Source organism: Streptomyces sp. NBC_00667 (assembly GCF_036226825.1).
In the GTDB taxonomy this organism is placed as follows: Bacteria; Actinomycetota; Actinomycetes; order Streptomycetales; family Streptomycetaceae; genus Streptomyces.
Map to the genome: position 1 here is coordinate 1238782 of NZ_CP109022.1, position 26256 is coordinate 1265037.

The window sequence follows — 26256 nt, forward strand, 5'->3', positions numbered from 1 at the left end:
CCGGATCCTCCCCAGGGCCCGTCCCGCACGACGCCCGGTTCGGCCGGGCCTGTTCTACGCTCACCGCATGGCTCCCGTGATCACACCCGTCATCGACCTCAACGCCGATCTCGGTGAGGGCTTCGGGCGGTGGACGCTGACGGACGACGAGGCGCTGCTGTCGGTCGTCACCAGTGCCAACGTGGCCTGCGGCTTCCACGCCGGGGATCCGTCGATCATGCGCCGCGTCTGTGAGCTGGCGGCCGAGCGGGGCGTACGGATCGGGGCGCAGGTGTCGTACCGGGACCTGGCGGGTTTCGGGCGGCGGGCGATGGACGTGCCGCCGCGCGAGCTGACCGACGAGGTGGCCTACCAGATCGGTGCGCTGGAGGTGTTCGCACGGGCGGCCGGCTCCGCCGTCTCGTACGTGAAGCCGCACGGCGCGCTCTACAACCGCACCGTGCACGACGCGGGCCAGGCGGGCGCCGTCGTCGCCGGGGTGCTGCTCGCGGCCGGCCCCGGCGGGCTGCCCGTGCTGGGGTTGCCGGGTTCGCTGCTGCTGGCGGCCGCCGGGGAGGCGGGGCTGCCCGCGGTGCCGGAGGCGTTCGCCGACCGGGCGTACACGGCGGCCGGGACGCTGGTGCCGCGGGGCGAGCCGGGGGCGGTGCTGCACGACCCGGACGCGGTGGTGGCCCGGGCGGTGGGGATGGCGGCCGAGGGGGTCGTGACGGCGGCGGACGGCTCGGCGGTCCCGGTGGGAGCGCGCTCGCTGTGCCTGCACGGGGACACCCCGGGCGCCGCGGGCCTCGCGCTGCGGGTCCGGGAGGCGCTGGGCGCGGCCGGGGTACGGGTGGAGGCGTTCGCGTGAGGCCGCTCGTCGTGGGAACGGGGGCGCTGCTGCTGGAGACGGACTCCGCCGAGGAGGTCGCCGCGCTCCACGCCGAGCTGCTGCGACGGCGCGGGGAGCTGGGCGGCGTACGGGACATCGTGCCGGCCGCGCGGACGGTACTGCTGGACGGGGTGGCGGACCCGGCCGGGCTGGGCGCCCGGATCGCCCGCTGGGAGGTGCCCGCCCTGGCGGGGTCCGAGGGGCCGCTGGTGCGGGTGGCGGTGCGCTACGACGGGCCGGACCTCGCGGAAGTGGCCGCGCTGTGGGGCGTGGGCGCGCGGGAGGTGCCGGGGATCGTCGGCGGCCTCGTGTTCCGGGTCGCCTTCTGCGGCTTCGCCCCCGGCTTCGGCTACCTGACGGGGCTTCCGGCCCGCTTCCACCTGCCCCGGCGGGCGACGCCCCGTACGTCCGTCCCGGCGGGGTCCCTCGCACTGGCCGGTGAGTACGCGGGGGTCTACCCGCGCTCCTCCCCCGGCGGCTGGCAGCTGATCGGCTCGACGGACGCGGTGGTGTGGGACCCCGCGCGGGAGCCTGCGGCGTTGTTCGCACCGGGGGTGCGGGTGCGGTTCGAGGAGGCGGGCTCGTGAGCGGGCTGCTGGTGCTGCGGGCGGGGGCGTTGACGACCGTCCAGGACCGGGGGCGCCCGGGTCTGGCGCACCTGGGTGTGCCGCGGTCGGGGGCGCTGGACGCGGGGGCGTGCGCGCTGGCCAACCGCCTCGTGGGCAACCCGGCGGACGCCGCCGTCCTGGAGACCACGCTGGACGGGGTGGCGCTGCGCGCCCGGGCCCCGGTCACGGTGGCGGTCACGGGCGCGCCCTGCGCGGTACGGGTCTCAGGGCGCCCGGCGGCCTGGGGAGCGCCGGTCCGGCTGCGGGCGGGGGCGGAGCTCGATGTGGGCCGGGCGGAGTCCGGGCTGCGGAGCTACGTCGCGGTGCGGGGCGGGTTCGCCGTCCCGCCGGTGCTGGGCAGTCGCTCGACGGACCTGCTGTCCGGTCTGGGGCCCGCCGTCCTGTCGGCCGGCGCGGTGCTGCCGGTGGGTCCGGCCGGGGCGGGGCCGGTCCGCGGGGCGGACGCCCTGGGGGTGCCGGGGCCGCCGTCGGTGCTGGTGCTGCCGCTGCGGCTGGGGCCGCGGGCCGACTGGTTCGAGGCGGCTTCGATCGCGGGGCTGCTGCGTTCGCCGTACCGGGTGTCGGCCCGGTCGAACCGGATCGGTCTCCGGACGGAGGGCGGGCCCCGGCTGGCCCGTCGGCGGGGCGGGGAACTCCCGAGCGAGGGCATGGTCCTGGGGGCGGTGCAGATCCCCCCGGACGGCCTGCCGGTGCTGTTCCTGGCCGACCATCCGGTAACGGGCGGCTACCCGGTGCTCGGCGTGGTCCCTGCGGGCCGCCCGCTGGACGCGGCGGCCCAGGCGGGACCGGGCCTGGAGGTCCGGTTCGTTCGGGCGTAGCCGGCGGGCCCCGCACGCCGGCACAGGCGGAGCCGCCGGGCCCCCGCACGCAGGCGGAGCCGGCATGCCCCCGCGCGCCCGCTACACCGCCGACTCCGGGGCGATGCGGCTGCGGACCGCCGACTGGACGTCCTCCTCCTCCGCCGGGTCGGCCGCCAGGCGGCGCAGGCGGGGGGCCACGCGGGCGTCGGCCGTCTCGGCGTGGCGGGCGGCCACCTCGCGGGTGGTCTCCTCGCAGTCCCAGAGGCACTCGACGGCGAAGCCGGCCGCGAAGGAGGCGTCCGTGCTGGCCAGGGCCCGGGCCGCGCGTCCGCGCAGGTGGGACGAGGAGGTTTCGCGGTAGATGTGGCGCAGCACCGGCGCCGCGCAGCCGATCGCCAGGCGGCCGGCGCCGTCGACGAGGGCGAAGAGGCGCTGCGTGTCGGGGCCGTGGCCGCGGACCGTGGAGCGCAGGGCGCCGAGGACCAGCCGGGCGTCTTCGGCTGAGCCGCGGGCGGCGAGCAGGGCGCCGGCGGCGGCTCCGAGGGCGTCGGGGCGGTGGATCCACTGGCGGGCCCGCTCGACGGCCGCGGGGCCGCACATGCGCTCGTAGGCGGCCACGGCGGCTTCGTCCCCGGCGGCTTCGATGAGGTCCAGCACGGCCGGGTTCTCCGGTTCGGCGAGGACGAGGTGGTGCAGGGCCGTGGCCCGGGCGGCCTCCCCGTGTGCGCCGGCGGCGGCCGCGAGGATGGCCGGGCGGTCCTCGGGCGCGGCGACGGCGGCCAGGCACCGGGCGGCCGGCACGTGCAGCGGGGTGCCGCGGCGCAGTCCGTCGGCGGCCCATTCGAAGACGGCCTCGACGCCCCAGCCGGGCTGGGGGCCCTTGGGGGTGAGCTGGCGCTGCCAACGGTCGAAGGAGCCCTGCTGCCGGGCGGCGCGCAGCCGCTCCCCGTAGGCGGCGCTCTCCTCCCACAGCCTCCACGGCCGGGGCTCGTAGGCGTCGCGGACGGTGGCGGCCAGCAGCGCCCCGCCTTCCTCCGTGGCGGGGAAGCGGGCGAGTACGGGCGCGGCCAGGGAGCGCAGGCCTTCGTCGTCGTCGCGCAGGGCGAGTTCGTCCAGGGCCCAGGACCAGTTCGCGCCGCAGGCGGCGTAGCGGCGCAACAGCATCAGCGCGTCGTCGCGTCCGTAGGCGGCGAGGTGGCCGAGCACGGACAGGGCGAGGCCGGTGCGGTGCTCGTCCTCGTCGAGGAGGTCGTCGGCGGCGAAGAGGTGGGCTTCGATCGCGCCGAGGGGACCGTCGAGGTCCAGGTAGAGACGGGCGTAGTACAGCGAGCGGTTCTCGACCTGCCAGTCCTGGCGCGGATCGCTGATGACGCACTGGTCGAGGGCCGCGAGGGCCTCTGCCCTGGGCGCCGCGAGCGCGTGCAGCGTGCCGTCGCCGCGGCCCCGCTGGAGGAGTCCGAGCAGGGTGCCGCTCGGCGCTATGACTGGTTCGAACATGGGAATGGCCTCAAATCAAGCTGGGGACGCAACCGGGAATCGGGATTCACAGGGCCGCGTAACAGCATGTGAGGACGTTCGCCGTCTTGTTCCGCTCGATGTAGACCATTGCCTTCTCACTCTCCGTCGGTGCTTCGCGATCAGTACGGCCGGTTCGGCGGGGGTGGGCGGAACGGCGTTCGTGTCCAGCCCGCTCCTGCCCGTCCGTCATGTCCGCGAATCGAATCCGACGCCATGATGACCCAGGCGGTTTGTGTGCCGCGACCACATTTACGTCTCCCGTGACCAACCCGTGAGGTCCGGGAGGGGTAGGAGCCCGCCCGGTACCGGCCGGAAGCGGATTACTTGGCTCCGAAAAGTTCCAGCAGGTCGGCCTTGGCGAACATGCGCGCCGTGTCCACGGCGGAGGGGGTGCCGGCGTACGGGTCGGCCCCGCCGGCGAGCAGGGCGCGGATGACGGCCTCCTCGCCCTTGAAGACGGCGCCCGCGAGGGGGGTCTGCCCGCGGTCGTTGGCGCGGTCGGCCTCGGCGCCCCGGGCCAGCAGGGCGGTGACGGCTTCGGCGTGACCGTGGTAGGCGGCGAGCATGACGAGGGTGTCGCCCCGGTCGTTGGTGAGGTTCGCCGGGACCCCGGCGTCGAGGTAGGCGGTCAGCGCGGCGGTCTGCCCCTGCCGGGCGAGGTCGAAGATCTTGGTGGCCAGCTCGATGACGTCCGCGTCGGGAACGTCCTGGGAGCCGGGGCCCTCCGGGGTGTGCTCGCTCATGGTCCGTACCGCCTTTCACTCACTGTCGTCGGCAAGAGTTTCCCCAGGCCGGGAGGGCAGGGGGGCGTACGGAACTGCGTCCGTACGGGTGAATCGCCAGAGTAGCGCCCGGGTCCGCACATGGCGGGGACGACCTGAGGCAAAGATCACCCTTGACCCGGTTCACCCCGGCCCGGTTCACCCGTCCGCCCGTGCGCCGGACGCCCCCATGACCGCTTCGACGCCGCCGCGCCAGCCGGGAGCGGCCAGTCAAGTGAAAGGCGACGAGATTCACCCGGATGCACCTTTTGTCGCATTGATACTTTCTGTGAGCCTGGAAGAACTGATGGTGACCGTCCCACGTCCCCACCCACCAGGAGAAGTCGTCATGGTCCTGTCCATCTCAGGCGTCGTTCTGCTCGGCATCATCTGCTTCCTCTTCTTCAAGAAGGACGGGATGAAGCTGACCCACGCGTTCGTGTGCTCGCTGTTCGGCTTCTTCCTCGCCGGCTCCGCCATCGCCCCGAGCATCACGGCGAGCACGGCGAGCCTCGCCAGCCTGCTGGGCGGGATCAAGCTCTGAGCCCGCCGTCCGCCGTTCAGGCCGGCCGGCCCGGGCCGGCCTGACGGGCCGTCCGCCGCCGGGCCCGCCCCCGCACCTCCCGTCCCCGACCGCACCGTCCCGCCACACCACAACTCCAGGAGACGCCCGTGGCCCGGCGCCCACTCCCCCGCATCCTCCTCGGCGGCACCACGTCGCTGACCCGGGGTCGCGACCTCGCCCGCACGGCTGCCGACAGCGCCACGGACGTCCTCCATCCGCTGATCGTCATCGGGCGGGGCCTGCGCGTCCTGGCGGCCGCCGGGCGGCGCAAGTGGGCCGACACCCCCAAGGACAAGCGCGGGCCCGCGCTGTTCCTGGGGGCCGCCGTCGTCCTCGTCCTGGCCCTCGTGCCCTACGGTCCCCTCCTCGGCCTGCTCACCCTGATGGCGGCGGCCGCCTGGCACGGCCGGGCGCGCACCCCCGTGAAGACCGGCCCGAGCGAGGCCGAGGCCGAACGCCTGCGCTCGCTCTACGAGGCCCTCGTGCCGTACTTCTCCGTCCCGGAGGACCCCAGTCCCCTGTTCACCCACGGCGGGAGCTGGGACCAGGCGTTCAGCGACCACACGTTCGACGGATCGGGCCGCGTCACCCGCCTGCGCATCCGCTACCCGGCCTACTTCACCGACGGCGAGCCCGCAGCCCGGGCCCGGATCGAGGCACTGCTGCACGCCAAGTCCGGGCGGGGGCGGGAGTACCTCTTCCACTGGGACGAGGAGGGCAACCAGCTCGACCTGCGGGTGCTGGAGGCGCTGCCGACGGGCATCGCCGCCCAGCCGTTCGTGACCGCCCCCGGGGAGATCGTCCTCGGGTTCACCGACGCCGGGAGCGTGCAGCGCACGCTGCCCGTCCTGGCGGCCGGCGAGCCGCACGACGTGCCGCCGGTGATCTGGCGCACCGGGCCCCGCTCCACGGAGCCGCACCTGCTGGCGGCCGGCCAGCCCGGCAGCGGCACCACCACCCTGCTGCGCTCGATCGCCCTGCAGGCGCTGCGGCACGGTGGGGAGGTGCTGGTCGTCGAGGGCGCGGGCAGCGGCGAGTACGCGTGCCTCGCCGGCCGGGCGGGCGTGCTCGCGGTCGAGTGCGGTCCGAGCGGGGCGCAGGCCACCTTGGAGTGGGCGGCGCAGGAGACCGAGCGGCGGCTGACCGCAGCCCAACGGGCCCGGGAGTCGGGGGGAGCCATGCCCGAGGACACCCGCCGCCCGCTGTGGATCCTCCTGGACCGGCCCAGCGTGCTCGCGCACCTGGCCGCGGCCGACGACGGGCCGGATCCGCTGGGGCGGCTCCAGGTGCCGCTGCGGCACGGGCGCGGCGTCCACGTCACGGTGGTGGTGGCCGAGCAGTTCGACCAGCTGGACCTGCTGGGCGACGCCGTCTGGCAGCACACCCGGGCCCGGGTCGTGCTCGGCCCCGCCGGGATCCAGCAGATCGCCGAAGTGCTGGGGATGCCTCCGCACACGACGCCGACGGCGCAGGTACCGCCGGGCCGCGGGTACGCCCGGCTCGGGGCGGGTCCCGTCCTGCGCCTCCAGGTGCCGGCCACGCCGGACCCGTACGACGACGCCACGTACCCGGCGCACCGCCAGGCGGTGACGGAGCTCCTGCCGGAGCGGGCGGAGCGGCGTGCGCCGAGGCCCGCGGCGCTGCAGCACGCCGCCCCGGCCGTCCCGCTGCGCATCGTCCAGCCGCCGCCCCAGGCACAGGCGCCGTCGATCGACGCCGAGGAGGACGGGAGCGGCGCGACGGAGGCACGGGAGGAGCCTCAGGCGGTGCGGGAGGAGGTCCCGGCGGAGACACCGAAGGCCCGCGGGCCGTGGCCCGTGGGGCCCTGAGCCCGCCACAGGCCCCTCTCACCCCGCCACACGCCCCCGGACGGCCTACGCGACGAACGTGCGCGGCGGCTCCGCCCCGCTGCCGCCCGCTCCCGTACCGACCAGCCGGGCCGCCGCCGCCAGCCGTGCGGCGGCCTCGTCCGCGACCGGCCCGCCCACGGTGAACGGCAGCCGGACGTATCCCTCGAACGCCCCGTCCACCCCGAACCGGGGGCCCGAGGGGACGCGCACGCCGACCCTCTCCCCCACCTCGGCGAGCCGTGACCCGGACAGTCCGCCCGCCCGGGCCCACAGCGTGAGGCCGCCCAGCGGGACCTGGAACTCCCAGTCGGGCAGCTCCCGGCGCACCGCCGCGACCAGCGCGTCACGGTTGTCCCGGGCCTGGACCCGGCGGATCCCGACGGCCTCCTCCCAGCCGCCGGTGCGCATCAGCCAGTTCACCGCGAGCTGCTCCAGTACCGGGGTGCCGAGGTCGGCGTAGGCGCGCGCGGCGACCAGGCTGCGGATGACGTCGGGGGCGGCGCGGACCCACCCGATGCGCATGCCGGCCCAGAACGCCTTGCTGGCGGAGCCGACGGTGATGACGGTGGAGCCGGCCGGGTCGAAGGAGCAGACCGGGCGGGGCATGGCGAGCTGGGGGTCCAGCCGGAGTTCGGCCATCGTCTCGTCGGCGACCAGGACGGTGCCGGCGGAGCGGGCCGCCTCGACCATGGCACGGCGCTGTTCGTCGGAGGCGAGCGCGCCGGTCGGGTTGTGGAAGTCGGCGACGACGTAGGCCAGGCGCGGCGCGGAGTCCCGCAGCACCTGGCGCCACACGTCCATGTCCCAGCCGCCGAGCCCGGAGGCCATCGCGACGGGTACGAGGCGCACGCCGGCGGCGCGCATGAGCTGGAGGATGTTGGCGTAGGAGGGTGATTCGACGGCGATGCGCTCGCCGCGGCCCGCGAAGAGGCTGCAGATGGCGTCGATGGCGCCCATCGCGCCGGTGGTGACCATGATCTGCTCGGGCATGGTGGGGATGCCGCGTTCGGTGTAGCGGTCGGCGAGCATCCGGCGCAGCGCGGGCAGCCCGGCGGGGTAGTCGCCGTGGGTGTGGGCGTAGGGCGGCAGTTCCTCCAGTGCGCCCTGGACGGCCTTGGTGAGCCAGGGTTCGGGCGCCGGCAGGGCGGCGCAGCCGAGGTCGATCATCGAGCCGAGGGACTCGGGCGGCAGGGGCTCCAGGCCGCGGGAGGGCAGCGGGTTCCCGGCGGGGACGGCGGTCCAGCTGCCGGCCCCGCGCCGGGATTCGAGGAAGCCCTCGCCGCGCAGGGCCTCGTAGGCGGCGGCGACGGTGGTGCGGCTGAGGGAGAGCGCGACGGCCAGCTCGCGTTCGGCGGGCAGCCGGGCGGCGACGGGGACGCGGCCTTCGAGGACGAGGAGGCGGATGCCGTCGGCGAGCAGGCGGTAGGCGGGGGGCTTGCGGGCGCCGGGTACGGGCGGCCGGTCCTGCTGCGAGGTGATCAGACGGGCGAGCTGTGCGGCACCGACCGCCGAGGTCCACTGAGCCATGCTGTCCGGTCCACCTTCGTCGAATTGGCCGCGACCGGCCGGTTCGGGGGCCGGTATTGGATTGCTCCTGCCGGGTCAGGGTGTCATGGAGCGGTCCATTCGGGCCAGGGGGCCCGTCCCTCGGGCCGGGAGGACCCGCAGTTCACCGTGCGTCCGTCCGGCCGCTCACGTCCCACCGGTGACAACGGGCATACTGCCGCCGTGACGCACGTACGCCTTCGCCATCCGTATCTCGACCACCCGGCTCCGATCCCCTTCGCGCACCGGGGTGGTGCGGCCGACGGCCTGGAGAACACCGCGGCCGCCTTCCGGCGGGCCGCCGGGGCGGGCTACCGGTACTTCGAGACCGATGTGCACGCCACCGCCGACGGCAAGCTGGTCGCCTTCCACGACGCCACCCTGGACCGGGTCACGGACGCGCGCGGCCGGATCGCCGAGCTGCCGTGGAAGCAGGTCAAGGCCGCCCGGGTGGCCGGGACGGAGCCGCTGTCGCTCCTGGAGGACCTGCTGGAGGAGTTTCCCGAAGCCCGCTGGAACGTCGACATCAAGGCCGAGTCCGCGCTGTACCCGCTGGTCAACCTGATCGCCCGGGCCGGGGCGTGGGACCGGGTGTGCGTGGGTTCGTTCTCGGAGAGCCGGGTGGCCCGGGCCCACCGGATCGCGGGTCCGCGGCTGGCGACCTCGTACGGGGTGCTGGGCGTGCTCGGGCTGCGGCTGCGCTCGTACGCCATCCCGGCGGCCCTGCGGGTGGGAGCGGTGGCGGCGCAGGTCCCGGAGAGCCAGGCCGGCGTACGGGTGGTCGACCGGCGCTTCGTGCGGACGGCGCACGCGCGCGGGCTCCAGGTGCACGTCTGGACCGTGAACGAACCGGAACGCATGGAGGCTCTTCTCGACCTCGGTGTGGATGGCATCATGACCGACCGGATCGACATCTTGCGCACGGTGCTGGACCGCCGCGGAGCCTGGGCCTGACCGCCCGGCGGGCCCGCTCGCGGGCCCGGACGGCCGCGGCGGTACGGGGAACAGCGAGGGGACACCGGATGACGGCGCAGACGACGGACGAAGCGGAACCGGGGGCGGAGGACGGCAGATCCGCCGTCGCCCGCAAGCGCGAACAGCACGGCTGGTACTTCTACGATTTCGCCTGCTCGGTCTACTCGACGAGTGTGCTCACGGTGTTCCTCGGCCCCTACCTGACGGCGGTGGCCAAGGCCGCGGCGGACGCCGAGGGCTATGTGCACCCGCTGGGCGTCCCGGTCCGGGCGGGGTCCTTCTTCGCGTACTCGGTGTCGGTGTCGGTGATCGTCGCCGTGCTGATCATGCCGCTGGCCGGCGCGGTGGCCGACCGCGGCGGCCGCAAGAAACCACTGCTGGCGGCCGCTGCCTACACGGGCGCGGCGGCAACCACCGGGATGTTCTTCCTCAGCGGGGACCGTTACCTGCTGGGCGGGCTGCTGCTGGTCGTCGCGAACGCGGCGCTGGCCGTCTCGATGGTGCTGTACAACGCCTACCTGCCGCAGATCGCCACGCCGGACGAGCGGGACACCGTCTCCTCGCGGGGCTGGGCGTTCGGGTACACCTCGGGCGCGTTCGTCCTGGTCCTGAACCTGGTGCTGTTCCAGGGCCACGACTCCTTCGGCGTGTCCGAGGGCACGGCGGTACGGATCTGCCTGGCCTCGGCGGGCCTGTGGTGGGGCGCCTTCGCGATCATCCCTTTGCGCCGGCTGCGCGACCGGGCGGTGGTGCGGGAGGCGGGGGCGGCCCCGCCGGTCAGCGGCTGGCGGCAGCTGGTCGCGACGCTGCGGGACATGCGCCGCTTCCCGCTGACGCTGTCGTTCCTGCTGGCGTACCTGATCTACAACGACGGCGTGCAGACCGTGATCTCGCAGGCCTCGGTCTACGGGTCGGAGGAGCTGGGGCTGGAGCAGTCGACGCTGATCGTGGCGGTGCTCCTGGTGCAGGTCCTGGCGGTGGCGGGCGCGCTCGGGATGGGCCGGCTGGCGCGCACCTACGGCGCCAAGCGCACGATCCTCGGTTCCCTGGCGGCCTGGGCGCTGACCCTGGCGGCCGGCTACTTCCTGCCGGCGCGGACCCCGGTCTGGTTCTTCGCCCTGGCCGCGATGATCGGGCTGGTGCTCGGCGGCAGCCAGGCGCTGTCGCGTTCCCTCTTCTCGCACCTGGTGCCGGCGGGCAAGGAGGCCGAGTACTTCTCCGCGTACGAGATGAGCGACCGGGGGCTGAGCTGGGTGGGGCCGCTGGTGTTCGGCCTGACGTACCAGGTGACGGGCAGCTACCGGACGGCGATCATCTCGTTGGTGGTGTTCTTCGCACTGGGTTTCGTGCTGCTGGCCCGGGTGCCGGTGCGGCGCGCGGTGGAGGCGGCGGGCAATCCTGTTCCCGAACGGCTCTGAGCCCGACGGCCTCCGGACAACGGCTCCGGGAACGAATTCGGAACGAATTTCGACGTTGAAGCAAAGGGCCGGTAGTGTACGCCTTTGGCCTGCCAGGCGGACCGTTACTGCGCGCACCCGAGGGATGGGCGCTGGGTGACATCTGCTGCCAGATGTGACAAACCGGGCACTGGTGGGTACAACAAGGGGCGGCACGACGGGCGACGCACGACCCGGAGCGGGAATCTATACCGCCGACCGGACGTTGACCGGATGACGACGACAGCGACACCTGTCCTGTGGGCGACAAGCCCGGGAGGCACGATTCATGAGTGAGCGAGCTCTCCGCGGTACGCGGCTCGTGGTTACCAGCTACGAGACGGACCGCGGCATCGATCTGGCCCCGCGCCAGGCGGTGGAGTACGCATGCCAGAACGGACATCGATTTGAGATGCCGTTCTCGGTTGAGGCAGAAATTCCGCCGGAGTGGGAGTGCAAGGCGTGCGGCGCCATGGCACTCCTGGTCGACGGGGACGGGCCCGAAGAGAAGAAGGGCAAGCCCGCGCGAACGCACTGGGACATGCTCATGGAGCGACGCACCCGCGAGGAACTCGAGGAAGTGCTGGCCGAGAGGCTGGCGGTCCTGCGTTCCGGCGCCATGAACATTGCCGTGCATCCGCGGGACAGCCGCAAGTCCGCCTGACACCCGGACTGAGAACGAAGCCGAGGGCCCCCGCCACTTCCTGTGGCGGGGGCCCTCGGCGTGTTCCGGCGTCCCGGTCTTCGGGTCTCGGTTCTGCGTGTCCGTCTCAGGAGGCCAGCGGCGGCCGGTACCCCGAGTCGGGGCCGGAGGGGCCCGCTCCGGGCTGCGGCCGGTCCTCGCGGATGACCTCACCCCGGACCACCTTGCCGTCGGGCTGGCGGATGCGGACCTGCTGGTACGCGGCGCCGAAGCCGCCGGAGGCCGCCGAGGTCATCGAACGCTCCAGGGAACGGGCGAACCGGCGCGAGGCCAGCGCCCGCACGGGGGGCAGCAGCAGGAGCAGGCCGACGGCGTCGGAGAGCAGGCCCGGCAGGATCAGGAGCAGGCCGGCCAGCATGACCAGCGCATTGCCCTGCCCGGGCTGCCGAGCCGCGGGCTCCTCGCCCTGCTGCGCCTGCTGGAAGCCGGCCGTCAGGTTCCGGAAGGCCCGGCGGCCGGCCCGCTTGATGACCACACCCCCGAGCAGCATCCCGCCGAGGACGAGCAGTGCGACGGTGAAGCCGCCGGCCGCGCCCGCGACCAGGCTGAGCAGCCAGATCTCCAGGATGAACCAGGCGGCGACCGCCAGGGGGAGGAAGGTACGGGCGGCCGAGCGCCGCCGGGGAGCAGTCGAGGTGCCGGTCGTCATGACCCCAGTGTGCCTGGGATGGCGTAAAAGCGGCCTCAGTCGGAGGTACCGGACATCCCCCAAGGGGATCCGGAGCAGCGTGCGCTACGCCCCGGGCCTGCCGGTGAGCTTGGCCGTGCGGGCCTTGATGCCCCACTGGGTGACCCGCCACAGGGCCTCGACCACGATGTCCTTGCTCATCTTGCTGTCGCCGAACTCGCGCTCGACGAACGTGATGGGGACCTCCACGACCTTGAAGCCCTTGCGGACGGCCCGGCGGGCGAGGTCTACCTGGAAGCAGTAGCCCGCGGAGGCGACCTCGTCCAGGCCCAGCCCCTCCAGGGTCTCGCGCCGGAAGGCGCGGTAGCCGCCGGTCACGTCGCGGATCGGGACGCCGAGCATCAGCCGGGAGTAGGTGGAGCCGCCCCGGGAGAGGATCTCGCGGCTCTTGGGCCAGTTGACGACCCGGCCGCCGGGCACCCAGCGGGAGCCCAGGACCAGGTCGGCGCCGGCGAGCGCGGTCAGCAGCCGGGGCAGTTCCTCGGGCTGGTGGGAGCCGTCGGCGTCCATCTCCACGAGGACGCCGTAGCCGTGCTCCAGGCCCCAGGCGAAGCCCGCGAGGTAGGCGGCGCCGAGCCCTTCCTTGCCCTTGCGGTGCAGGACGTGGACGTGGTCGTCGGAGGCGCACAGCTCGTCGGCGAGCTTGCCGGTGCCGTCGGGGCTGTTGTCGTCGGCCACGAGGACGTGCGCCTCGGGCACCGCGGCGCGGACCCGGCCGACGATCAGCCCGATGTTCTCCGCCTCGTTGTACGTGGGGATGATCACCAAGGTGGTGCCGAGGGGCCCGTAGGTCCGCTGTCCGCCGTCGCTCACTGGGTCCCCTTGCATGCTTCTCGTCCAGCCCCGCCTCGTCCGTCCCGTCACAGCGGGACGATTTTAGAACAGGGATCGGGGCCAGCGGTCCTTCGGGCCGACCAGGCTCCCGCTGGCTGCGGGTGACCCTGGCCGTTGTCTACTGGACCGCCGGGCCCCGACCTGAGGCCACCCCTCCCCCAACTGCCGCTGGGGGCGCCCGCACCGGCGAAACCTTCCCTCGCCCCCGAGGCGCGGGCGCGCTGGGCGGACGGATCCGTCCGGAAGGGACGTCCTGTGGTGGACCCGGCCGAACCTATCCGGGTCGGGCCGCCGGTACCGAACCGAGGCCCGCCGGATCACCCCTGTGGCCGTACGAATACCTCCCGGCCACCCACGACCGTGGCCAGGCACACGGGGAGATCCGCGCCGGGCGTCAGGTCGGGCAGACCGGGGGTGCCGGAGCGCGGATCCGTCGACCAGCGGGCGACCCGGTCGTCGGGGGCCTGCACCACCAGTTCCTCCGTGCGCCAGACGGCGTAGTCGGCGGGAGCGCCCGGCACGAGGGTGCCCGCGTCGTCCCGGCCCAGTGCCCGCCACCCGCCGCGGGTGTGCGCGGCGAAGGCGGCCCGTACGGAGATGCGGTGCTCGGGGGTCCGGTGGAAGGCGGCCGCGCGGACGGTGCCCCAGGGGTCGAGGGGGGTGACGGGCGCGTCCGAGCCGAAGGCGAGCGGCACACCCGCCTTGAGGAGGGCGGCGAACGGGTTGAGGGTCCTGGCCCGGTCGGCGCCGAGCCGGTCGGCGTACATGCCGTCCTCGCCGCCCCAGGCGGCGTCGAAGGCGGGCTGCACGGACGCGGTCAGGCCCAGCTCGGCGAAGGCGGCGATGGTGGCCGGGGTCATCATCTCGGCGTGCTCCACACGGTGGCGGGCGGCCCGGATGCGGGCGAGGCCGACCTTCTCGGCGGCCGCCCGGACTCCTTCGACGACGGCGCCGAGAGCGGCGTCGCCGATGGCGTGGAACCCGGCCTGGAGGCCCGCCCCGGTGCAGGCGGCGACGTGCGCGGCGACGTCGGCGGCGTCGAGGTAGCCGGTGCCGGTGTGGGGCGCGTCGGCGTACGGGGCGTGCAGGCAGGCGGTGTGCGAACCGAGGGAGCCGTCCACGAACAGGTCGCCCGCCGCGCCGGCCGCGCCGAGTTCCACGGCGCGGTCGATGTCGCGGTCGGCCCAGTAGCCGAAGACGCGCGGGCCACGGTGGTGGGCGGCGAGGTCGAGCAGGGAGCTGAAGTCCTCCGGGGAGGAGATGTCGGGGCCGCCGCACTCGTGGACGGAGCCGATGCCCAGGGAGGCGGCGCGGTCCAGGGCGGCGCGCTGCGCCTCGGCGCGCTGGGCCGGGGTGACGGCGTCGAGCGCGGCCCGGCGGACCGCGTGGTGCGCGTCGCGGGTCAGCGGCTCGTCACCGGCCGCGTGGACACCGGGTACGAGGTCCAGCAGGGCGGTGGTGACGACGGCGGAGTGCACGTCGACACGGCTGAGGTAGAGCGGGCGGTTGCCGGTGGCCTCGTCGAGTTCCGCGCGGCGCGGGGCGCGCCGCTCGGGCCAGCGGGCGGCGTCCCAGCCGTGGCCGAGGAGCACCCGGTCGGCGGGGCGGCGGGCGGCGTGGGCGCGGACGAGGGCGAGGGCCTCGGGGAGGGAACGGGCCGCGGAGAGGTCCAGGCCGGTGAGGGCGAGGCCGGTGGAGGTGGTGTGGACGTGGGCGTCGGTGAACGCGGGGGTGACGAGCGCCCCGTCGAGGTGGACGACCTCGTCGACGCCCTGCGCGAAGGCGTCGGCGGCGCCTTCGGAGCCGACCCACGCGATGTGCCCCCGCTCGACCACCATCGCCGTGGCGAAGGGGTCGGCGGGGCTGTGCACCTCGCCGCCGCGGAGCAGGACGGTGCGGTGGGTTCCGGCGGCGGTGGCGGAGGCGGTGCGGTCAGTCATGCCCCCAGTTTCGCTGGTCGCCCGCCCCCGCCCGGACACGGCCCCCTCGCCGGGCCGCAGACGCCGCGGGACGGGGCGCCCCGGCACCGGGCGGTGCCGCGGGCGCCCGGGACCGGGCCCACGGCTCACACGCGGGGCGGGCGGGCTTCGTAGGGGGTGGAGAGGACCACGGTCGTGCGGGTGGCGACGTGGGCCAGGGCGCGCAGGCGCCCCAGCAGGTCTTCGAGTTCCAGGGGCGTGGCCACGCGCACCTTGAGGATGTAGTTCTCGTCGCCCGCGACGCTGTGGCACGCCTCGATCTCCGGGACCCCCGCGAGCCGCTCGGCGATGTCGTCGGGGGCGCTGGGGTCGAACGGTTTGACCGAGATGAAGGCCGTCAGCGGCAGCCCGACGGCCTCGGGGTCCACGACGGCCGCGTACCCGCGGATGACACCGCGCTGCTCCAGGCGGCGTACTCGCTGATGGACTGCCGACGTGGACAGTCCGGTGGCCTTGCCCAGATCCGTGTAGCTCATCCGCCCGTCCCGCACGAGCAGATCCACGATCTGGCGGTCCAGCTCCTCCATTGCGCTCATAGCCGCTCAACCTATTGCCCAGGACCGCTCCAGGCACAGCGGTGTCCACGGGGAAACGGCACCTGCGGCAGGCATGTGACCAAGGCCACAGGGGTATGGATGCGTACGCCCGGCTCTCGTGGTTACTCGTGCCGCGCGACGGGAAGTGCTTGCTGTGGCCGTGGCCGAAGAAATCTGCCCGCCCGGCCCACCCAAGGGGGAGTACATCCATGCTGAACACCAACCGTGCCGACCGCGTGAGCGAAGCCGCGTACGGCGAGTACGCACAGGACGCGGACGACGGGGAGTACCTCGAAGACGCCGACGGCTTCGAGGTCCACCACGCGGTCTGCCCCGACTGCGGTCAGTCCATCGCCCTGGTCGCGGACGAGGAGTACCTGCCGGAGCACGCGCTCTGCCTCACCCCGTGGAACCCGTTCGGGCTCACGGTGTGCGCGGGCACGGGCCGCCCGGCCTCGGAGGCGCTGGCGTCCGTGGGCGCGTTCCAGCCGGACGCCCAGGAGCTGGACCCGGTGGTCATGCTGACGCTGCCGCAGGGACTGGACTGGCGGACGCAGCCCTTCTCGCACGTCGGCGGTCCGGGATCGCGTCCGGTGCGGATGACGGCGACGGTGCTGCCGCCCCAGATGCGTCAGCACGCGCAGGCCGCCTGACCGGCCGGGCCGAGGGCCCTACCAGTACGTTCCCTGCACCATGGCGGCGAGAGCGGCGTGGTGCAGGATGAGGCCGTCGGGATCGGCGGGGACCTCGACCTCGCCGAAGTACGCCTGGCGGTAGGCGATGCGGAGCATGACGATGCCGTGCCGCAGGGCGGCGTACAGGGTGTGGAACTCCATGTCGCGCGGGACGTGCCCGGTGAGTTCGGCGTAGCGGCGTTCGAGGTCCTCGCGGCGCAGGAAGTCGGGCAGGCCCGGCTGGCCGAAGCCGACGGTCAGGTCCTGGAAGAAGCGGTGGAGGTAGACGGTCCAGCCGAGGTCCACCTCGCGCGGGGCGTACGCCGCCATCTCCCAGTCGAGTACGGCCACCGGTTCGAAGCCGTCGGGCTGGTAGATCACGTTGCCGATGCGCGCGTCACCCCAGTTGAGGACCGGGTCGCCCTCGTCGGCGGGCCAGAGTTCCTCCAGCCGGTCGAAGGCGCGCTCCAGCAGCGGTGAGGGGGCCAGGCCGTCCACCACCCAGGCGTAGTAAGCGCGTTGGGCCTCGACGTGCCGGCGCAGCGGGGTTCCTGGGCCGGCCGGGAGGAGGAACTGCGCTTCGTCGGCCGGGAACTGGTCGTGGAGGCGGGCGAGCAGGGAGATGCTCGCCTCCTGGAGGGCCGCGCGTTCGGCGTCGGTGGCGGAGTGCAGCCAGTTGCCCTCGTAGGTGTAGGGCATGACGTCGGGCGGGACACGGCCTTCGGCGCGGGCCATGACGAAGAAGGGCGCGCCCAGCGGTCGCGGATCCTCCTCCAGCCAGCGCACGCGCGGCACGGGCAGGTCGGTGTGTTCGGCGACCAGCCGCATGACGCGGTACTGGCGGGCCATGTCGTAGGTGGGGAAGACGGTGTAGGCGGCCGGGTCGGCGGCGAGGCGCAGGGCGCAGGCGCAGTCGGCGGCGTCCGGGTGCTCGATGTCGAAGAGGAGGGTCTCGCTGGACATGCCGTTGGAGCCGGGTACGGAGGTGTTGGTGACCTTCGCGCCGGGGAGGCGGCCGTCGAGCCAGGCCGTCAGGCGCCGGCCGAGTTCCTCGGGCTCGCGGGTGGAGGTGCGCGGACGTGGTGCCGTTGCCATGGAGTCCCTCCTGCTGCTTCGGGTGGTCTTCGGCTCGGCTCGGCCGTTACGGTGCGACGGAGGCGTAGTCGGCGAAGCCGCTGGGGTCGTGGCGGCCGAAGCTGCCGTGTTCGAAGATGCCGTGGCCGACCCGGCCGTCGAGGGTGAAGCGGGCCGAGTGGTCGGTGACGCCGAAGGCGGCCATGGGGTGGGCGGCCGGGTCGGAGAGGTCGTAGACCCGTCGGTCGGTCCATCCGCGGCCCTGCCAGGTGCCGTGCTGCCAGTCGGCGGCGGGCGGGTAGCCGGCGCCGACGGCCAGCGGGGAGGAGTTCAGGATCTCCACGCCGAGTTCGAGGGGTTTGCGGGCCGGGTCGGTGAGGTGGACGACGGCGCTCTCGGGGTGGCGGCCGCCGGGGCGGTAGCGGACGTCGGTGTGCGGCCAGCCGAGCTGGACGTCGCCGCGGCCGCTGCCCTCGGGGAAGACCTGGACGGCTTCGCTGAGGGTGCGGTGGCCGTCCGCGTCCTCCTGGGTGATGACCATGAGGAAGCGGTCCTCGAAGCGGACGGGGACCCAGAGCCAGTGGAAGCCCTCGGGGCGGTACTCGTCGGCGGCGCGGCCGCCGTCCTCGCCGGGGATGGGCCGCACGCCCCAGCTGCGGTCGCGGGTGCCGGTCCAGGCGCCGGGGGTGGGGGTGAGTTCCTCGCCCTTGGCGCGGATGGTGCCGGTGACGTTGCCCGCCTGGACGAAGCGGCGGCCCTCCAGCATGAGGCGGTCGCCGCGCCGCTGGATGTGGTGCGGTTCCCAGACCGCGGGGAACTCGGCGGTCCAGGTGAGGTCGTAGGAGAGGCCTCCGGGGTCGGCGGGGTCGGCGTCGCAGTGGAGGGTGAGGCGCCTCAGGGGTTGGTCGACGGTGATGCGCAGGGGGCCGACGGAGAGGTTCATGCGGTCGTCGGTGAGGGCGTCGGAGGCGCGCACGGCGAGCAGTTCGTCGCCGAGTCGCAAAGTGGCGTAGGCGTCGATGACGCCGGCGTTGGGGTAGACGCCGAGGCCGAGGATGAGGACGGCCCGGCCGGCGTGGTCGAAGACGTGGAAGATGCAGCGGTCGTAGGCGTTGCGGTCGCCGCTGACGAGGTGCTTCATCGACAGCGGTGCCTGGTGGACGGGGTACTCGTCCAGGGCGACGGGCCGGTCGGCGGGCATGACGAACCTCCTGCGTACGGGCGGGCTCCGCGGGCGGATATGACGGTACGTCAGAAACTGGCGGGCGTACCAGGCTTCTGACACACCGTGACACCCCGGCACGCAACGCCGCCCCGCAGGACGTAGTGTGGCCGGGTGACGACCACGGCGGAGCAAGAGGCGTTCCTGCGGGCGTTCCACGCCCGACATCCGGCGGTGACCGCGCAGGCGTTCGGCCCCGGCCGGGCTCCGGACGGCCGGTCCAGCTACGAGATCCTGTGCGACCGGGTGGCCGGGAGCCGACGGGTGCTGGACCTCGGATGCGGGGACGGCCTCCTGCTCGAACTCCTGGCCGGGGCGGACGGGAGGGACGGGGGGCACCTCGCGGGGGTGGACCTGTCCGCGCATTCCGTGGCGCTGGCCCGACGCCGGCCGGCGCTCGCCGGGGCGCGGGTGGAACAGGGCCGGGCCCAGGACCTTCCCTTCGCCGACGACAGCTTCGACGCCTGCGTCTCCCACATGGCGCTGATGCTGATGAGCGACGTCGAGGACGTCGCGGCCGAGGTCGCCCGGGTGCTGCGCCCCGGAGGGGTCCTGGCGTGCGTGGTGGGGGGCGGGGCCGTGGGCGGCGAGGCCTGCGAGCGGTTCATGGGGCTGTTGCGGCGCACGTGCGAGGAACTGCCCGCCTCACGGCGCATCCCGGCGCTGGGGGACCGCAGGACGCGCGACCGGGACGGGCTCGACGCGGTCCTCCGCCCGGCGGGCTTCGCCGCGGTGGAATGGGAGACGGTCCCCATCGACCTCAGCGGCCCGGTAGGGCAGGTGTGGGCCGCCCTCTGCGGCGTCTACGACCTCGGCCCGCTCGACGCGGCGAGCGTGGAACGACTGCGAGGGACCTTCACCGCCGAGGTCCGCGACCTCACGACACCCGAGGGCTTGGTCCCCTGCGCCTTGACCGTCCACCTCGCCACGACCCGCCTGCACGGGTAGGGCGGGGGCGCGGCGGGAGGGCGGGGCGCCGCGCCCGGGCGGTGGGCGCCCAGGTCCGGCCGATCCGCTCCGCCGGAGCGCAGATGATCCCCGAGGGGCCGCGGAGGTCGCAGGGCCGGTAGGCGCCCTCGTACCGGGCCGCTTCGCCGAGGAGTCCGACGTCATGGCGGCGCAGGCGGCTGGTCGTGCCGTCGATGTCGTGGATGCCGTCGACGACGATGGCCACGCTGTCCCTCCGTGGGGTCGCCACGGGGAGCTCCCTCTTCGGCACGCGAACCGTTCCGCTTACCGGTACCCCGGCACGGAGCCGGTACCTCGTTCTGGGCACCCGCACGGGCCGGTGTTCCGGATGCTTCGCCCGGGCAGCGGGAAAGGCCGCTCCGACTGCCCCGGCCGCCCCCGGCGGACTGCCGCGGGCCACGCGCAGGGGACGGGCCGGGGACCCGGCCTCCGGGGCGTCCGGCGCCCCGGAGCGCCCCACGCGGGCCGGGGGCGGCGGTCGTGCCGACCGCCCCGGGGGGCGGGGGCGGTCAGCGTGTTTCGGGGCCCGCCAGGTGCCGGGCGATGACCATGCGCTGGATCTGGTTGGTGCCCTCGACGATCTGGAGGACCTTCGCCTCGCGCATCAGCCGCTCGACCGGGAAGTCCGCGGTGTAGCCGTAGCCGCCGAGGACCTGGACCGCGTCCGTCGTCACGGCCATCGCCGCGTCGGTGCAGAACAGCTTCGCCATCGCCGCCTGGCGGGAGAACGGCTTGCCCGCGTCCCGCAGGCGCGCCGCCGCCAGGTACAGGGCCCGGCCCGCCTCTATCTTCGTCGCCATGTCGGCCAGCATGAAGCGCAGGCCCTGGAAGTCCGCGATCGGGTGGCCGAACTGCTTGCGGTCCAGCGCGTACGCGAGGGCCTCGTCCATGGCGGCCTGCGCGACGCCGATCGCGCAGGCGGCGATGCCCAGCCGGCCCGCGTCCAGGGCGGCGAGGGCGATGGTGAAGCCCTGGCCCTCCTCGCCGATCCGCCGCGCGTCGGGCACGCGGACCCCGTCGAAGTGCAGCTGGGCCGTGGGCGAGCCCTTGAGGCCCATCTTCTTCTCCGGAACGGCCGCCGTCAGGCCCGCGGCGTCCCCCGGGACCAGGAAGGCGGTGATCCCCTTGGGGCCCTCGCCGCCCGTGCGGGCGAGGACGGTGTAGAAGTCCGCGACCCCGCCGTGGGTGATCCATGCCTTGGTGCCGGTGATCACCCAGTCGTCGCCGTCGCGCACCGCCCTGGTGCTCAGCGAGGCCGCGTCCGAACCGGCGGCCGGCTCGGAGAGGCAGTACGCGCCGAGCAGGCCGCCGCCCAGCATCGCGGGCAGGTGGGCCGCCTGCTGCTCCTTGCTGCCGTACCCGGCCAGCCCGTGGCAGGCCAGTGAGTGCACGCTGACGCCGAGGCCGACGGTCAGCCGGGCCGCCGCGAGCTCTTCCAGCACCTGGAGGTAGACCTCGTACGGCTGATCGCCGCCGCCGAACTCACCGTCGTAGGGGAGGCCGAGCAGCCCCGAGTCGGACAGCAGGGCGAAGACCTCGCGGGGGAAGCGGCCGGCGTCCTCCTCTTCGGCGGCCCGGGGGCGGATCTCCCGCTGCGCGATCTCTCGTACGAGCGCGAGCAGATCGCGGGACTCTTCGGTGGGCAGCTGACGTTCCACCGGCTGCGGGGCGCGGTCGTTCATGGCGGCGCTCTCCTCCCTCATCGGGCACGGCGACGGCGCGTGAGGTGTGGGACGCGCCGCCGGGTCTCGGTGCTCTCACAGCCGATACTGCCCTCCCGGATCACGGAAGGACCTGTTCAGCGGCTGCGGCGGCTTGAGTATGCCCGATCAGGGGCTTCCCGTCACCGGTAGTTGATCGTCAAGATCCCCGCCCCCGGCCGAGGCTTCCTCGAGTACGGGTGGAGCCGGGCATTGCGGTACGAACTCCTCGATCACCCCCAAAGTGGCCCGTAGCTGCCGCACCAGCAGCGCCGCCAGTTCCTCGCGGCCCGGCAGCCCGGGCAGCCCTTCGCCGCCGTCCGCTCCGAGCCCGCCGACCCACTCCAGAGTGGTTCCCTCGACCCCGGAGAGCCAGCCGACGAGGGCCAGGCGGGCGATCGGCGGAACGGCTCGGTGCCCGTACGCGCCCTCGGCGATGGTGGCCACCAGCTCCTCGCGCACGGCGTCACGGAGGGCGAGCACTTCGGCGTCGGAGCCGACGCCGCCCGTGACGATGGTGCGGTAGGCGGCCTGGTGGTGTTCGGCGTAGAAGAGGTAGCCGTCGATGGTCCGGCGGGCACGCTCGGCACCGGTCAGTTCGGTGTCCGCGCCGGCGCGGGCGACGAGTTCGGCCACCGAGTCCTCGACGATGGCGAGGTAGTAGCCGCGCTTGCTCGTGAAGTAGTAGTAGATCAACCCCTTGGCGACGCCCGCCTGTTTGGCGATGTCGTCCATGGAGAGCGCGTCGTACGGGGTGTCGGCGAACAACTTGCGGCCGATGGCTATGAGTTCGGCCCTGCGGACCTGCGAACGGCCGGTCGCGCCGGGCTGCCGGCCGCGTCCTCGGCCCCGCCCCTCACCGCGCTGTTGACTATTATTCAAATTCGGCCCCAGCCTCGAACTCCCACAGGACGCCCGCAGTATGGCAGACCTGTCTTCGGCACTTCCCTGCGCACGGACGACGTACGGGAGGCACTTCCATGAGCGTGGACACCAGGCCGGAGGGCCGGGTCGACTGGCGCAGGACGGCGGCCGTGGCGCTGCCCGCGGTGGTCGCCGTCGGCGTGATGGCGACGGTCATGGCCCAGGGCGCGCCGGCCGCGTCCTTCGCCGTATCGGGGACCAGCTTCCAGGTCTCCTCCTCCAAGTTGAGCAGCCGGGGCCTCGCCTCCTACGTCCAGACGGACCGGTCGGCGGACGGCAAGGGACACCCGGTGGCGCTGCTCGGAATCGGTGAGGCGACGCTCGCCGACATCTGCCAGGCCGCCCGGGTGGACACCCCGCTGGGCGCGGTGGTCTTCAAGCTGACGGCCGGCGGGCCGGCCGGGCAGGTGACCGCCGGCAATCTCGTGATCGACGGCGAGGACCTCGACGGTGACGCGACCTTCGGCACCGCCCAGATCGGCCGGGACGCCTCCACCCTCGACCGGGTCGACGGGATCAAGGGCGAGCCGGGCAAGTTCGGGCTCCAGGCGGGGAACATCGAGGTGCTGAACGTGAGATCGCACGCCTGGTCCGCCACGGGCGGCAACTTCCGGCTCAAGGGCATGCGGCTGAACGTCACCCTGGACGGCGAGCAGTGCTTCTAGGCAGGGCGCGGCCCGCCCGCCGGCGGCGGCTCCCGCTTCACGGCGCCCGGCGGCGGCTGCGGGCCTGGCGCCGGACCCGGCCCTTCTGGGGCGGGCTGCTGGTGCTGCTGGGCGGGGCGGAGCTGCTGCTGGTCCCGCTCTCCCCGCTGGCGGTGCTGGTCAGCCTCGGCCTGGGCGGGGTCGCGGCGATCGGGATCGGGACCGCGCTGATCGTGGCGGCGCTGTTCCTGTGGTTCCTGCCCGGGACGAGGGCGTACGTCTGCGTCCACGCCCTGCTGCTGTCGGTTCTGTCCTTCGTGGCGACCAACCTCGGCGGCTTCCTGGTGGGGATGCTGCTCGGCGTCGCGGGCAGCGCGCTGGCCTTCGGGTGGACCCCGCGCCCGGAAGGGGCCGGGGAGCCGGGTGGCGCGCCCCGCCCCCGGCGCGGCGCTCCGCGCGTCATGGCCGCCGCGCTGCCGCTCGCGCTGCTGGCGACGGCCACGGCCGGCGCCCCTCAGGCCCGGGCCGCGCAGGCGCCGGTGACCGCGGCCCGCACTCCGCCCACCGTGACCACCTCGCTCTTCGCACCCCAGGGCTTCGCCCTCGCCGGGGTCACCGAGGTCGCCACGGTCGACGGACCGCGCAAGGTGCTGGTGCTGAGGATGGCGGCCGCCTCGCTCAGCGACTACCGGCTGCGTACCCGGGACGGCCGGGACGAGTACGGGCTGACCGCCTCGTCGCTGGAGCTGCGCGGGAACGTGACGCTGTACCTGACCAGGTTCAGCGGGTGCATCGAGGGGCTGCTCTGCGTCACGTTCAGCCCGGAAGGCCTGCCCGCTCCCCCGGTCATTCCCCCGTTCGTCTTCATGACGCGGGTCAGCGCCGAGCAGGCGCTGGTCACCTCGGACGTGATCGTCACGGACGGGCTGCGGCTGGAAGCGTCGTGAGGGCGCAGGCGCGGCGCGGGAGGGTCAGAGCCAGCCGACCTGGGTGACGAACATGGCGACCACGACCACCAGGGTCCAGCCGAGGACGTGTTCCAGCCAGGCGGTGTCCCCGTCGGGGCCGCCGGTGCCGACACGGCGGCGGAGGCGGGCGGCGAGGTCGGGGGCTGCGGTGGTGAAGGCGGAGGCGCGTGCGGTCATGCCGTCCAATGTGGCAGCCTTCGCGGCTTTCGCGGTAGAGACGAGCATCACGGGTGGCGCACCTCACTGCGCGCGCCGTGCCCGCGCGGCGCCGGCGCGACGCCCCCGCGGCGCCGGCCCACGCGTCACGCCCGCCGCGGAAGGCGGCGGGCGTGATCGGGTTCATCGGAGGGGTGGGATATCAGGTGCGCGGATACGGGTGCGTCCGGTCGCCGTCGCCGTCAGGCGCGGCGCATGCGTCCGGCGCCGCGGCGTTCGGGACCGGCCATGGCGGCCATCGCCAGCGCCAGCACGGTTCCGACGACGCCCGCTATGACGTTGCTGACCACCGAGCGGGTCGTGTCCACGTTGCCCGCGATGACCCACGGGGCGATGATCGTCCAGACGGCGATGCCGACGGCGGTCCACGCCATGGCGTGGGTGCGCTCGTACGCGGTACCCAGGCCGCCCATGCACAGGCAGTAGGCCAGGCCTGCGATGAGGTTGTTGACGGCCAGCGCGCTCAGCACGCTGAATCCGGCGATCCACGGCGAGGCCGCGATGTAGAGGCCCGTGATGAGGGCCAGTGCCTCCACTGCCTGCGCGCGGGGTGTGCTGGTGACCTGCTCGAACCGCGTGCGCATCTCAGCGAGGTCCGGGTGGTGTTCGATGCTTGAGTGCGTGGTCATGTCGGACTGCCTCCTGTTGAAGCTGCTCCTACACCCCCTCTGCCCTTTATGTCCCACTTACAACCCATTCGGTGGTGGGCAAATCGGGTGCGCCAGGCGTCGGAGCACACCGACGGACGTCGGAGCACACCGGCGGACCTCAGAGCACGCCGGCCGCGCGCAGGGCCGCGAGCCGCGCAGCGCCCGGACGGGCCGGAACGTAGAGGTAGCAGATCCCTCCGGCGGCCTGGACCTCCTTGCCGGCGGCGTTGAGGCGCCTGGTGCGCAACCAGACCTTCTCCCATTCGGTGCGCCGGTAGACCCGGCGTACGGCGGCGTCGTCCGCCGAGTTGGGGTCGTTGGCGATCACGTCCCCGGCCCCGGTGAAGCCGACGACGGTCATGATGTGGCCGGAGGTGCCGTACCCCGCCCCGGTGAGTTCCTCGGGCAGGAAGGACTGCGAGGTGATGACCGGGATTCCGGCGCGGATCAGGGTTTCCAGGTCAGTGAGGGAGGCGAGCCGGGTCACCACCGCGGCCATGTCCCGGTAGGTCGAGGCGTAGGCGGCGTTGAAGGGCCAGTTGCCGCACCCCTTGTAGGCCGCGTCGTAGGTGGAGCGGGCGGCGTGGCAGACCTGCGGGTCGGAGTAGGAGGGGTCCACCCAGGCCAGGTCCGCGGCAGTGGGCTTGCGGCCCCAGAACTCGATGATCATCTGGGAGGACGTGGGGCTGCACCAGGCCTCGCCGCCGTTGTCGTACTCCGGGTACCGCCCGATGTGGATCTCCTGCGAGTAGCGCGGGACCTTGAGCTCGTGGGCCGTGCCGGAGGGCTTCGAGGGGGGCACGGTGAACCGGTCCGGGACGTCCGAGGCCATGGCTCCGGCCAGCCAGACGGTGGGGCTGACGGCGGTGCCCGGCTTGCGGTACAGGGTCAGGCGCAGTTGCCAGTCCCGCAGGCGCAGACCGCTCGCCTTCGCGGCGGGGTCGACCGCCAGGGTGTCCGTCCACACGGTGGTGCGGCCGTCGCTCTGGCCGTCGACCGAGGTGCGGCGGATGTCGCCCTCGCCGGAGGCCCAGCGGCCCATCACGTACCACGGGGTGGCCGTGCCGTCGCCGTAGGTGGCGCGCAGCTCGACCTGGATCCAGGTACCGGCCGGGGTACGGGCGTTCCACGAGGCGACGGCCTCGGTGGCGGGGACGGCGGAGCGGTGCACGGGGGAGGTCCAGGTGGCGTGGTCCCAGGCGGCGGTCTTGCCGGTGTGCGGGTCGGTGTACTCGGTCCGGCCCGCCGGGGTCGCGATCTCCAGGCCCGGGCGGTCTCCGGCCACGGCCCCGGTACCGCGGTGGGTGCCGGCCTGCCAGTGGGCGTACGAGTACCAGAAGCGGTTGTCGATCGTCGGCGTGGTGGCGCCGCGCTCGCGCTCCCGGTGGGGCGCGGTGGCGGCCGTGGCCTTCCCGCCCGGGACCGTGGCCACGGCGGCGGCCGCGAGGGCTGCGGCGAGCAGGGCCCTGCGCGGGGTGGGTGCGGTCATGGTGGTGGCCCCCTGGGGTCGGTACGGCGGGATCGGCTG

26 protein-coding genes are annotated in these 26256 nt (G+C 74.1%); 12 read left to right on the forward strand and 14 right to left on the reverse strand.

All coding sequences use genetic code 11. From position 1 onward, the window contains the following. The first annotated feature begins 67 nt into the window (after window positions 1–67). The 3 genes from OHA81_RS05960 to OHA81_RS05970 are packed head-to-tail and all read left to right on the forward strand — an operon-like array spanning window position 68 to window position 2315. On the forward strand, window positions 68–847 hold the full coding sequence (locus OHA81_RS05960) for a LamB/YcsF family protein (RefSeq protein ID WP_329193465.1): 780 nt from the start codon (window positions 68–70) through the stop codon (window positions 845–847). Continuing rightward, window positions 844–1455 carry a 5-oxoprolinase subunit B family protein gene (locus OHA81_RS05965; RefSeq protein WP_329193467.1) on the forward strand — a complete coding sequence of 204 codons (612 nt, stop codon included), beginning with the start codon at window positions 844–846 and terminating at the stop codon, window positions 1453–1455. The genes OHA81_RS05960 and OHA81_RS05965 overlap by 4 nt, the downstream gene beginning before the upstream one ends. Next, window positions 1452–2315, forward strand: a complete 864-nt coding sequence (locus OHA81_RS05970) for a biotin-dependent carboxyltransferase family protein (RefSeq protein WP_329193468.1) — start codon at window positions 1452–1454, stop codon at window positions 2313–2315. The genes OHA81_RS05965 and OHA81_RS05970 overlap by 4 nt, the downstream gene beginning before the upstream one ends. A gap of 81 nt (window positions 2316–2396) precedes the next feature. Here the strand turns inward: OHA81_RS05970 and OHA81_RS05975 are convergent, their stop codons facing one another. Further along, complete coding sequence (locus OHA81_RS05975; protein WP_329193471.1) at window positions 2397–3794, reverse strand: HEAT repeat domain-containing protein; 1398 nt, start codon at window positions 3792–3794, stop codon at window positions 2397–2399. Between the two features lie 341 nt (window positions 3795–4135). Beyond that, complete coding sequence (locus OHA81_RS05980; RefSeq protein WP_329193473.1) at window positions 4136–4558, reverse strand: ankyrin repeat domain-containing protein; 423 nt, start codon at window positions 4556–4558, stop codon at window positions 4136–4138. Window positions 4559–4925: 367 nt separating this feature from the next. Here OHA81_RS05980 and OHA81_RS05985 point away from each other — a divergent pair, with 367 nt between their 5' ends. Both OHA81_RS05985 and OHA81_RS05990 read left to right on the forward strand, forming a co-directional pair. Beyond that, entirely contained in the window at window positions 4926–5120 is a 195-nt protein-coding gene (locus tag OHA81_RS05985; protein ID WP_030031218.1) for a hypothetical protein, read from the forward strand. 128 nt (window positions 5121–5248) lie between these two features. Continuing rightward, window positions 5249–6970 (forward strand): hypothetical protein, encoded by a 1722-nt coding sequence (locus OHA81_RS05990; protein WP_329193475.1) that lies wholly within the window; start codon window positions 5249–5251, stop codon window positions 6968–6970. A 45-nt stretch (window positions 6971–7015) separates the two neighbouring features. Here the strand turns inward: OHA81_RS05990 and OHA81_RS05995 are convergent, their stop codons facing one another. After that, window positions 7016–8518 (reverse strand): SCO1417 family MocR-like transcription factor, encoded by a 1503-nt coding sequence (locus OHA81_RS05995; RefSeq protein WP_329193477.1) that lies wholly within the window; start codon window positions 8516–8518, stop codon window positions 7016–7018. 201 nt (window positions 8519–8719) lie between these two features. On the opposite strand from OHA81_RS05995, the gene OHA81_RS06000 reads away from it, so the two are divergent. The 3 genes from OHA81_RS06000 to OHA81_RS06010 all read left to right on the forward strand — a co-directional run bounded on the left by OHA81_RS06000 (window position 8720) and on the right by OHA81_RS06010 (window position 11611). Continuing rightward, on the forward strand, window positions 8720–9490 hold the full coding sequence (locus OHA81_RS06000; RefSeq protein WP_329193479.1) for a glycerophosphodiester phosphodiesterase family protein: 771 nt from the start codon (window positions 8720–8722) through the stop codon (window positions 9488–9490). 68 nt (window positions 9491–9558) lie between these two features. Beyond that, window positions 9559–10929, forward strand: coding sequence for an MFS transporter (locus OHA81_RS06005; RefSeq protein WP_329193481.1), 1371 nt, complete (start codon window positions 9559–9561; stop codon window positions 10927–10929). 307 nt (window positions 10930–11236) lie between these two features. After that, window positions 11237–11611 (forward strand): RNA polymerase-binding protein RbpA, encoded by a 375-nt coding sequence (locus OHA81_RS06010; protein WP_007262928.1) that lies wholly within the window; start codon window positions 11237–11239, stop codon window positions 11609–11611. Between the two features lie 106 nt (window positions 11612–11717). Here the strand turns inward: OHA81_RS06010 and fxsA are convergent, their stop codons facing one another. From fxsA to OHA81_RS06030, 4 genes are all read right to left on the reverse strand, one after another. Then, window positions 11718–12299, reverse strand: coding sequence for an FxsA family membrane protein (fxsA, locus tag OHA81_RS06015; RefSeq protein WP_329193483.1), 582 nt, complete (start codon window positions 12297–12299; stop codon window positions 11718–11720). A gap of 84 nt (window positions 12300–12383) precedes the next feature. After that, window positions 12384–13151: a polyprenol monophosphomannose synthase gene (locus OHA81_RS06020; protein ID WP_329193485.1), complete on the reverse strand. Its 768-nt coding sequence runs from the start codon at window positions 13149–13151 to the stop codon at window positions 12384–12386. Window positions 13152–13489: 338 nt separating this feature from the next. Then, a complete protein-coding gene (locus tag OHA81_RS06025) occupies window positions 13490–15112 on the reverse strand; it encodes an amidohydrolase (protein WP_329193488.1) in 1623 nt (540 codons plus the stop codon). A 125-nt stretch (window positions 15113–15237) separates the two neighbouring features. Next, window positions 15238–15678 (reverse strand): Lrp/AsnC family transcriptional regulator, encoded by a 441-nt coding sequence (locus OHA81_RS06030; RefSeq protein ID WP_168713945.1) that lies wholly within the window; start codon window positions 15676–15678, stop codon window positions 15238–15240. 218 nt (window positions 15679–15896) lie between these two features. On the opposite strand from OHA81_RS06030, the gene OHA81_RS06035 reads away from it, so the two are divergent. Further along, window positions 15897–16340 (forward strand): hypothetical protein, encoded by a 444-nt coding sequence (locus tag OHA81_RS06035; protein ID WP_329193489.1) that lies wholly within the window; start codon window positions 15897–15899, stop codon window positions 16338–16340. An 18-nt stretch (window positions 16341–16358) separates the two neighbouring features. Here the strand turns inward: OHA81_RS06035 and OHA81_RS06040 are convergent, their stop codons facing one another. After that, window positions 16359–17456 (reverse strand): phosphotransferase family protein, encoded by a 1098-nt coding sequence (locus OHA81_RS06040; protein WP_329193490.1) that lies wholly within the window; start codon window positions 17454–17456, stop codon window positions 16359–16361. Between the two features lie 46 nt (window positions 17457–17502). Next, entirely contained in the window at window positions 17503–18636 is a 1134-nt protein-coding gene (locus tag OHA81_RS06045; RefSeq protein ID WP_329193491.1) for a hypothetical protein, read from the reverse strand. Window positions 18637–18771: 135 nt separating this feature from the next. Between OHA81_RS06045 and OHA81_RS06050 the strand changes: the two genes are divergently transcribed. After that, window positions 18772–19605, forward strand: coding sequence for a class I SAM-dependent methyltransferase (locus tag OHA81_RS06050; protein WP_329193493.1), 834 nt, complete (start codon window positions 18772–18774; stop codon window positions 19603–19605). Window positions 19606–20135: 530 nt separating this feature from the next. On the opposite strand, the gene OHA81_RS06055 is transcribed toward OHA81_RS06050, so the two are convergent. Together OHA81_RS06055 and OHA81_RS06060 are read right to left on the reverse strand one after the other, a co-directional pair. After that, entirely contained in the window at window positions 20136–21308 is a 1173-nt protein-coding gene (locus tag OHA81_RS06055; protein ID WP_329193496.1) for an acyl-CoA dehydrogenase family protein, read from the reverse strand. A 147-nt stretch (window positions 21309–21455) separates the two neighbouring features. After that, complete coding sequence (locus OHA81_RS06060; protein WP_443056452.1) at window positions 21456–22208, reverse strand: TetR/AcrR family transcriptional regulator; 753 nt, start codon at window positions 22206–22208, stop codon at window positions 21456–21458. Between the two features lie 98 nt (window positions 22209–22306). Between OHA81_RS06060 and OHA81_RS06065 the strand changes: the two genes are divergently transcribed. Together OHA81_RS06065 and OHA81_RS06070 are read left to right on the forward strand one after the other, a co-directional pair. After that, on the forward strand, window positions 22307–22915 hold the full coding sequence (locus OHA81_RS06065) for a DUF6230 family protein (RefSeq protein WP_329193498.1): 609 nt from the start codon (window positions 22307–22309) through the stop codon (window positions 22913–22915). After that, the gene (locus tag OHA81_RS06070) at window positions 22906–23841 is read left to right on the forward strand and encodes a DUF6114 domain-containing protein (protein ID WP_329193500.1); all 936 of its coding nucleotides are present in this window, start codon (window positions 22906–22908) and stop codon (window positions 23839–23841) included. Before OHA81_RS06065 ends, OHA81_RS06070 begins: the two co-directional genes overlap by 10 nt. Before the next feature lie 24 nt (window positions 23842–23865). Here OHA81_RS06070 and OHA81_RS06075 read toward each other — a convergent pair whose 3' ends face one another. The 3 genes from OHA81_RS06075 to OHA81_RS06085 all read right to left on the reverse strand — a co-directional run bounded on the left by OHA81_RS06075 (window position 23866) and on the right by OHA81_RS06085 (window position 26217). Next, a complete protein-coding gene (locus OHA81_RS06075; RefSeq protein WP_329193502.1) occupies window positions 23866–24039 on the reverse strand; it encodes an SCO1431 family membrane protein in 174 nt (57 codons plus the stop codon). 221 nt (window positions 24040–24260) lie between these two features. Then, complete coding sequence (locus tag OHA81_RS06080) at window positions 24261–24707, reverse strand: SPW repeat protein (protein WP_329193504.1); 447 nt, start codon at window positions 24705–24707, stop codon at window positions 24261–24263. Window positions 24708–24846: 139 nt separating this feature from the next. Then, a complete protein-coding gene (locus tag OHA81_RS06085) occupies window positions 24847–26217 on the reverse strand; it encodes a peptidase C39 family protein (protein WP_329193506.1) in 1371 nt (456 codons plus the stop codon). Between the last annotated feature and the right edge of the window lie 39 nt (window positions 26218–26256).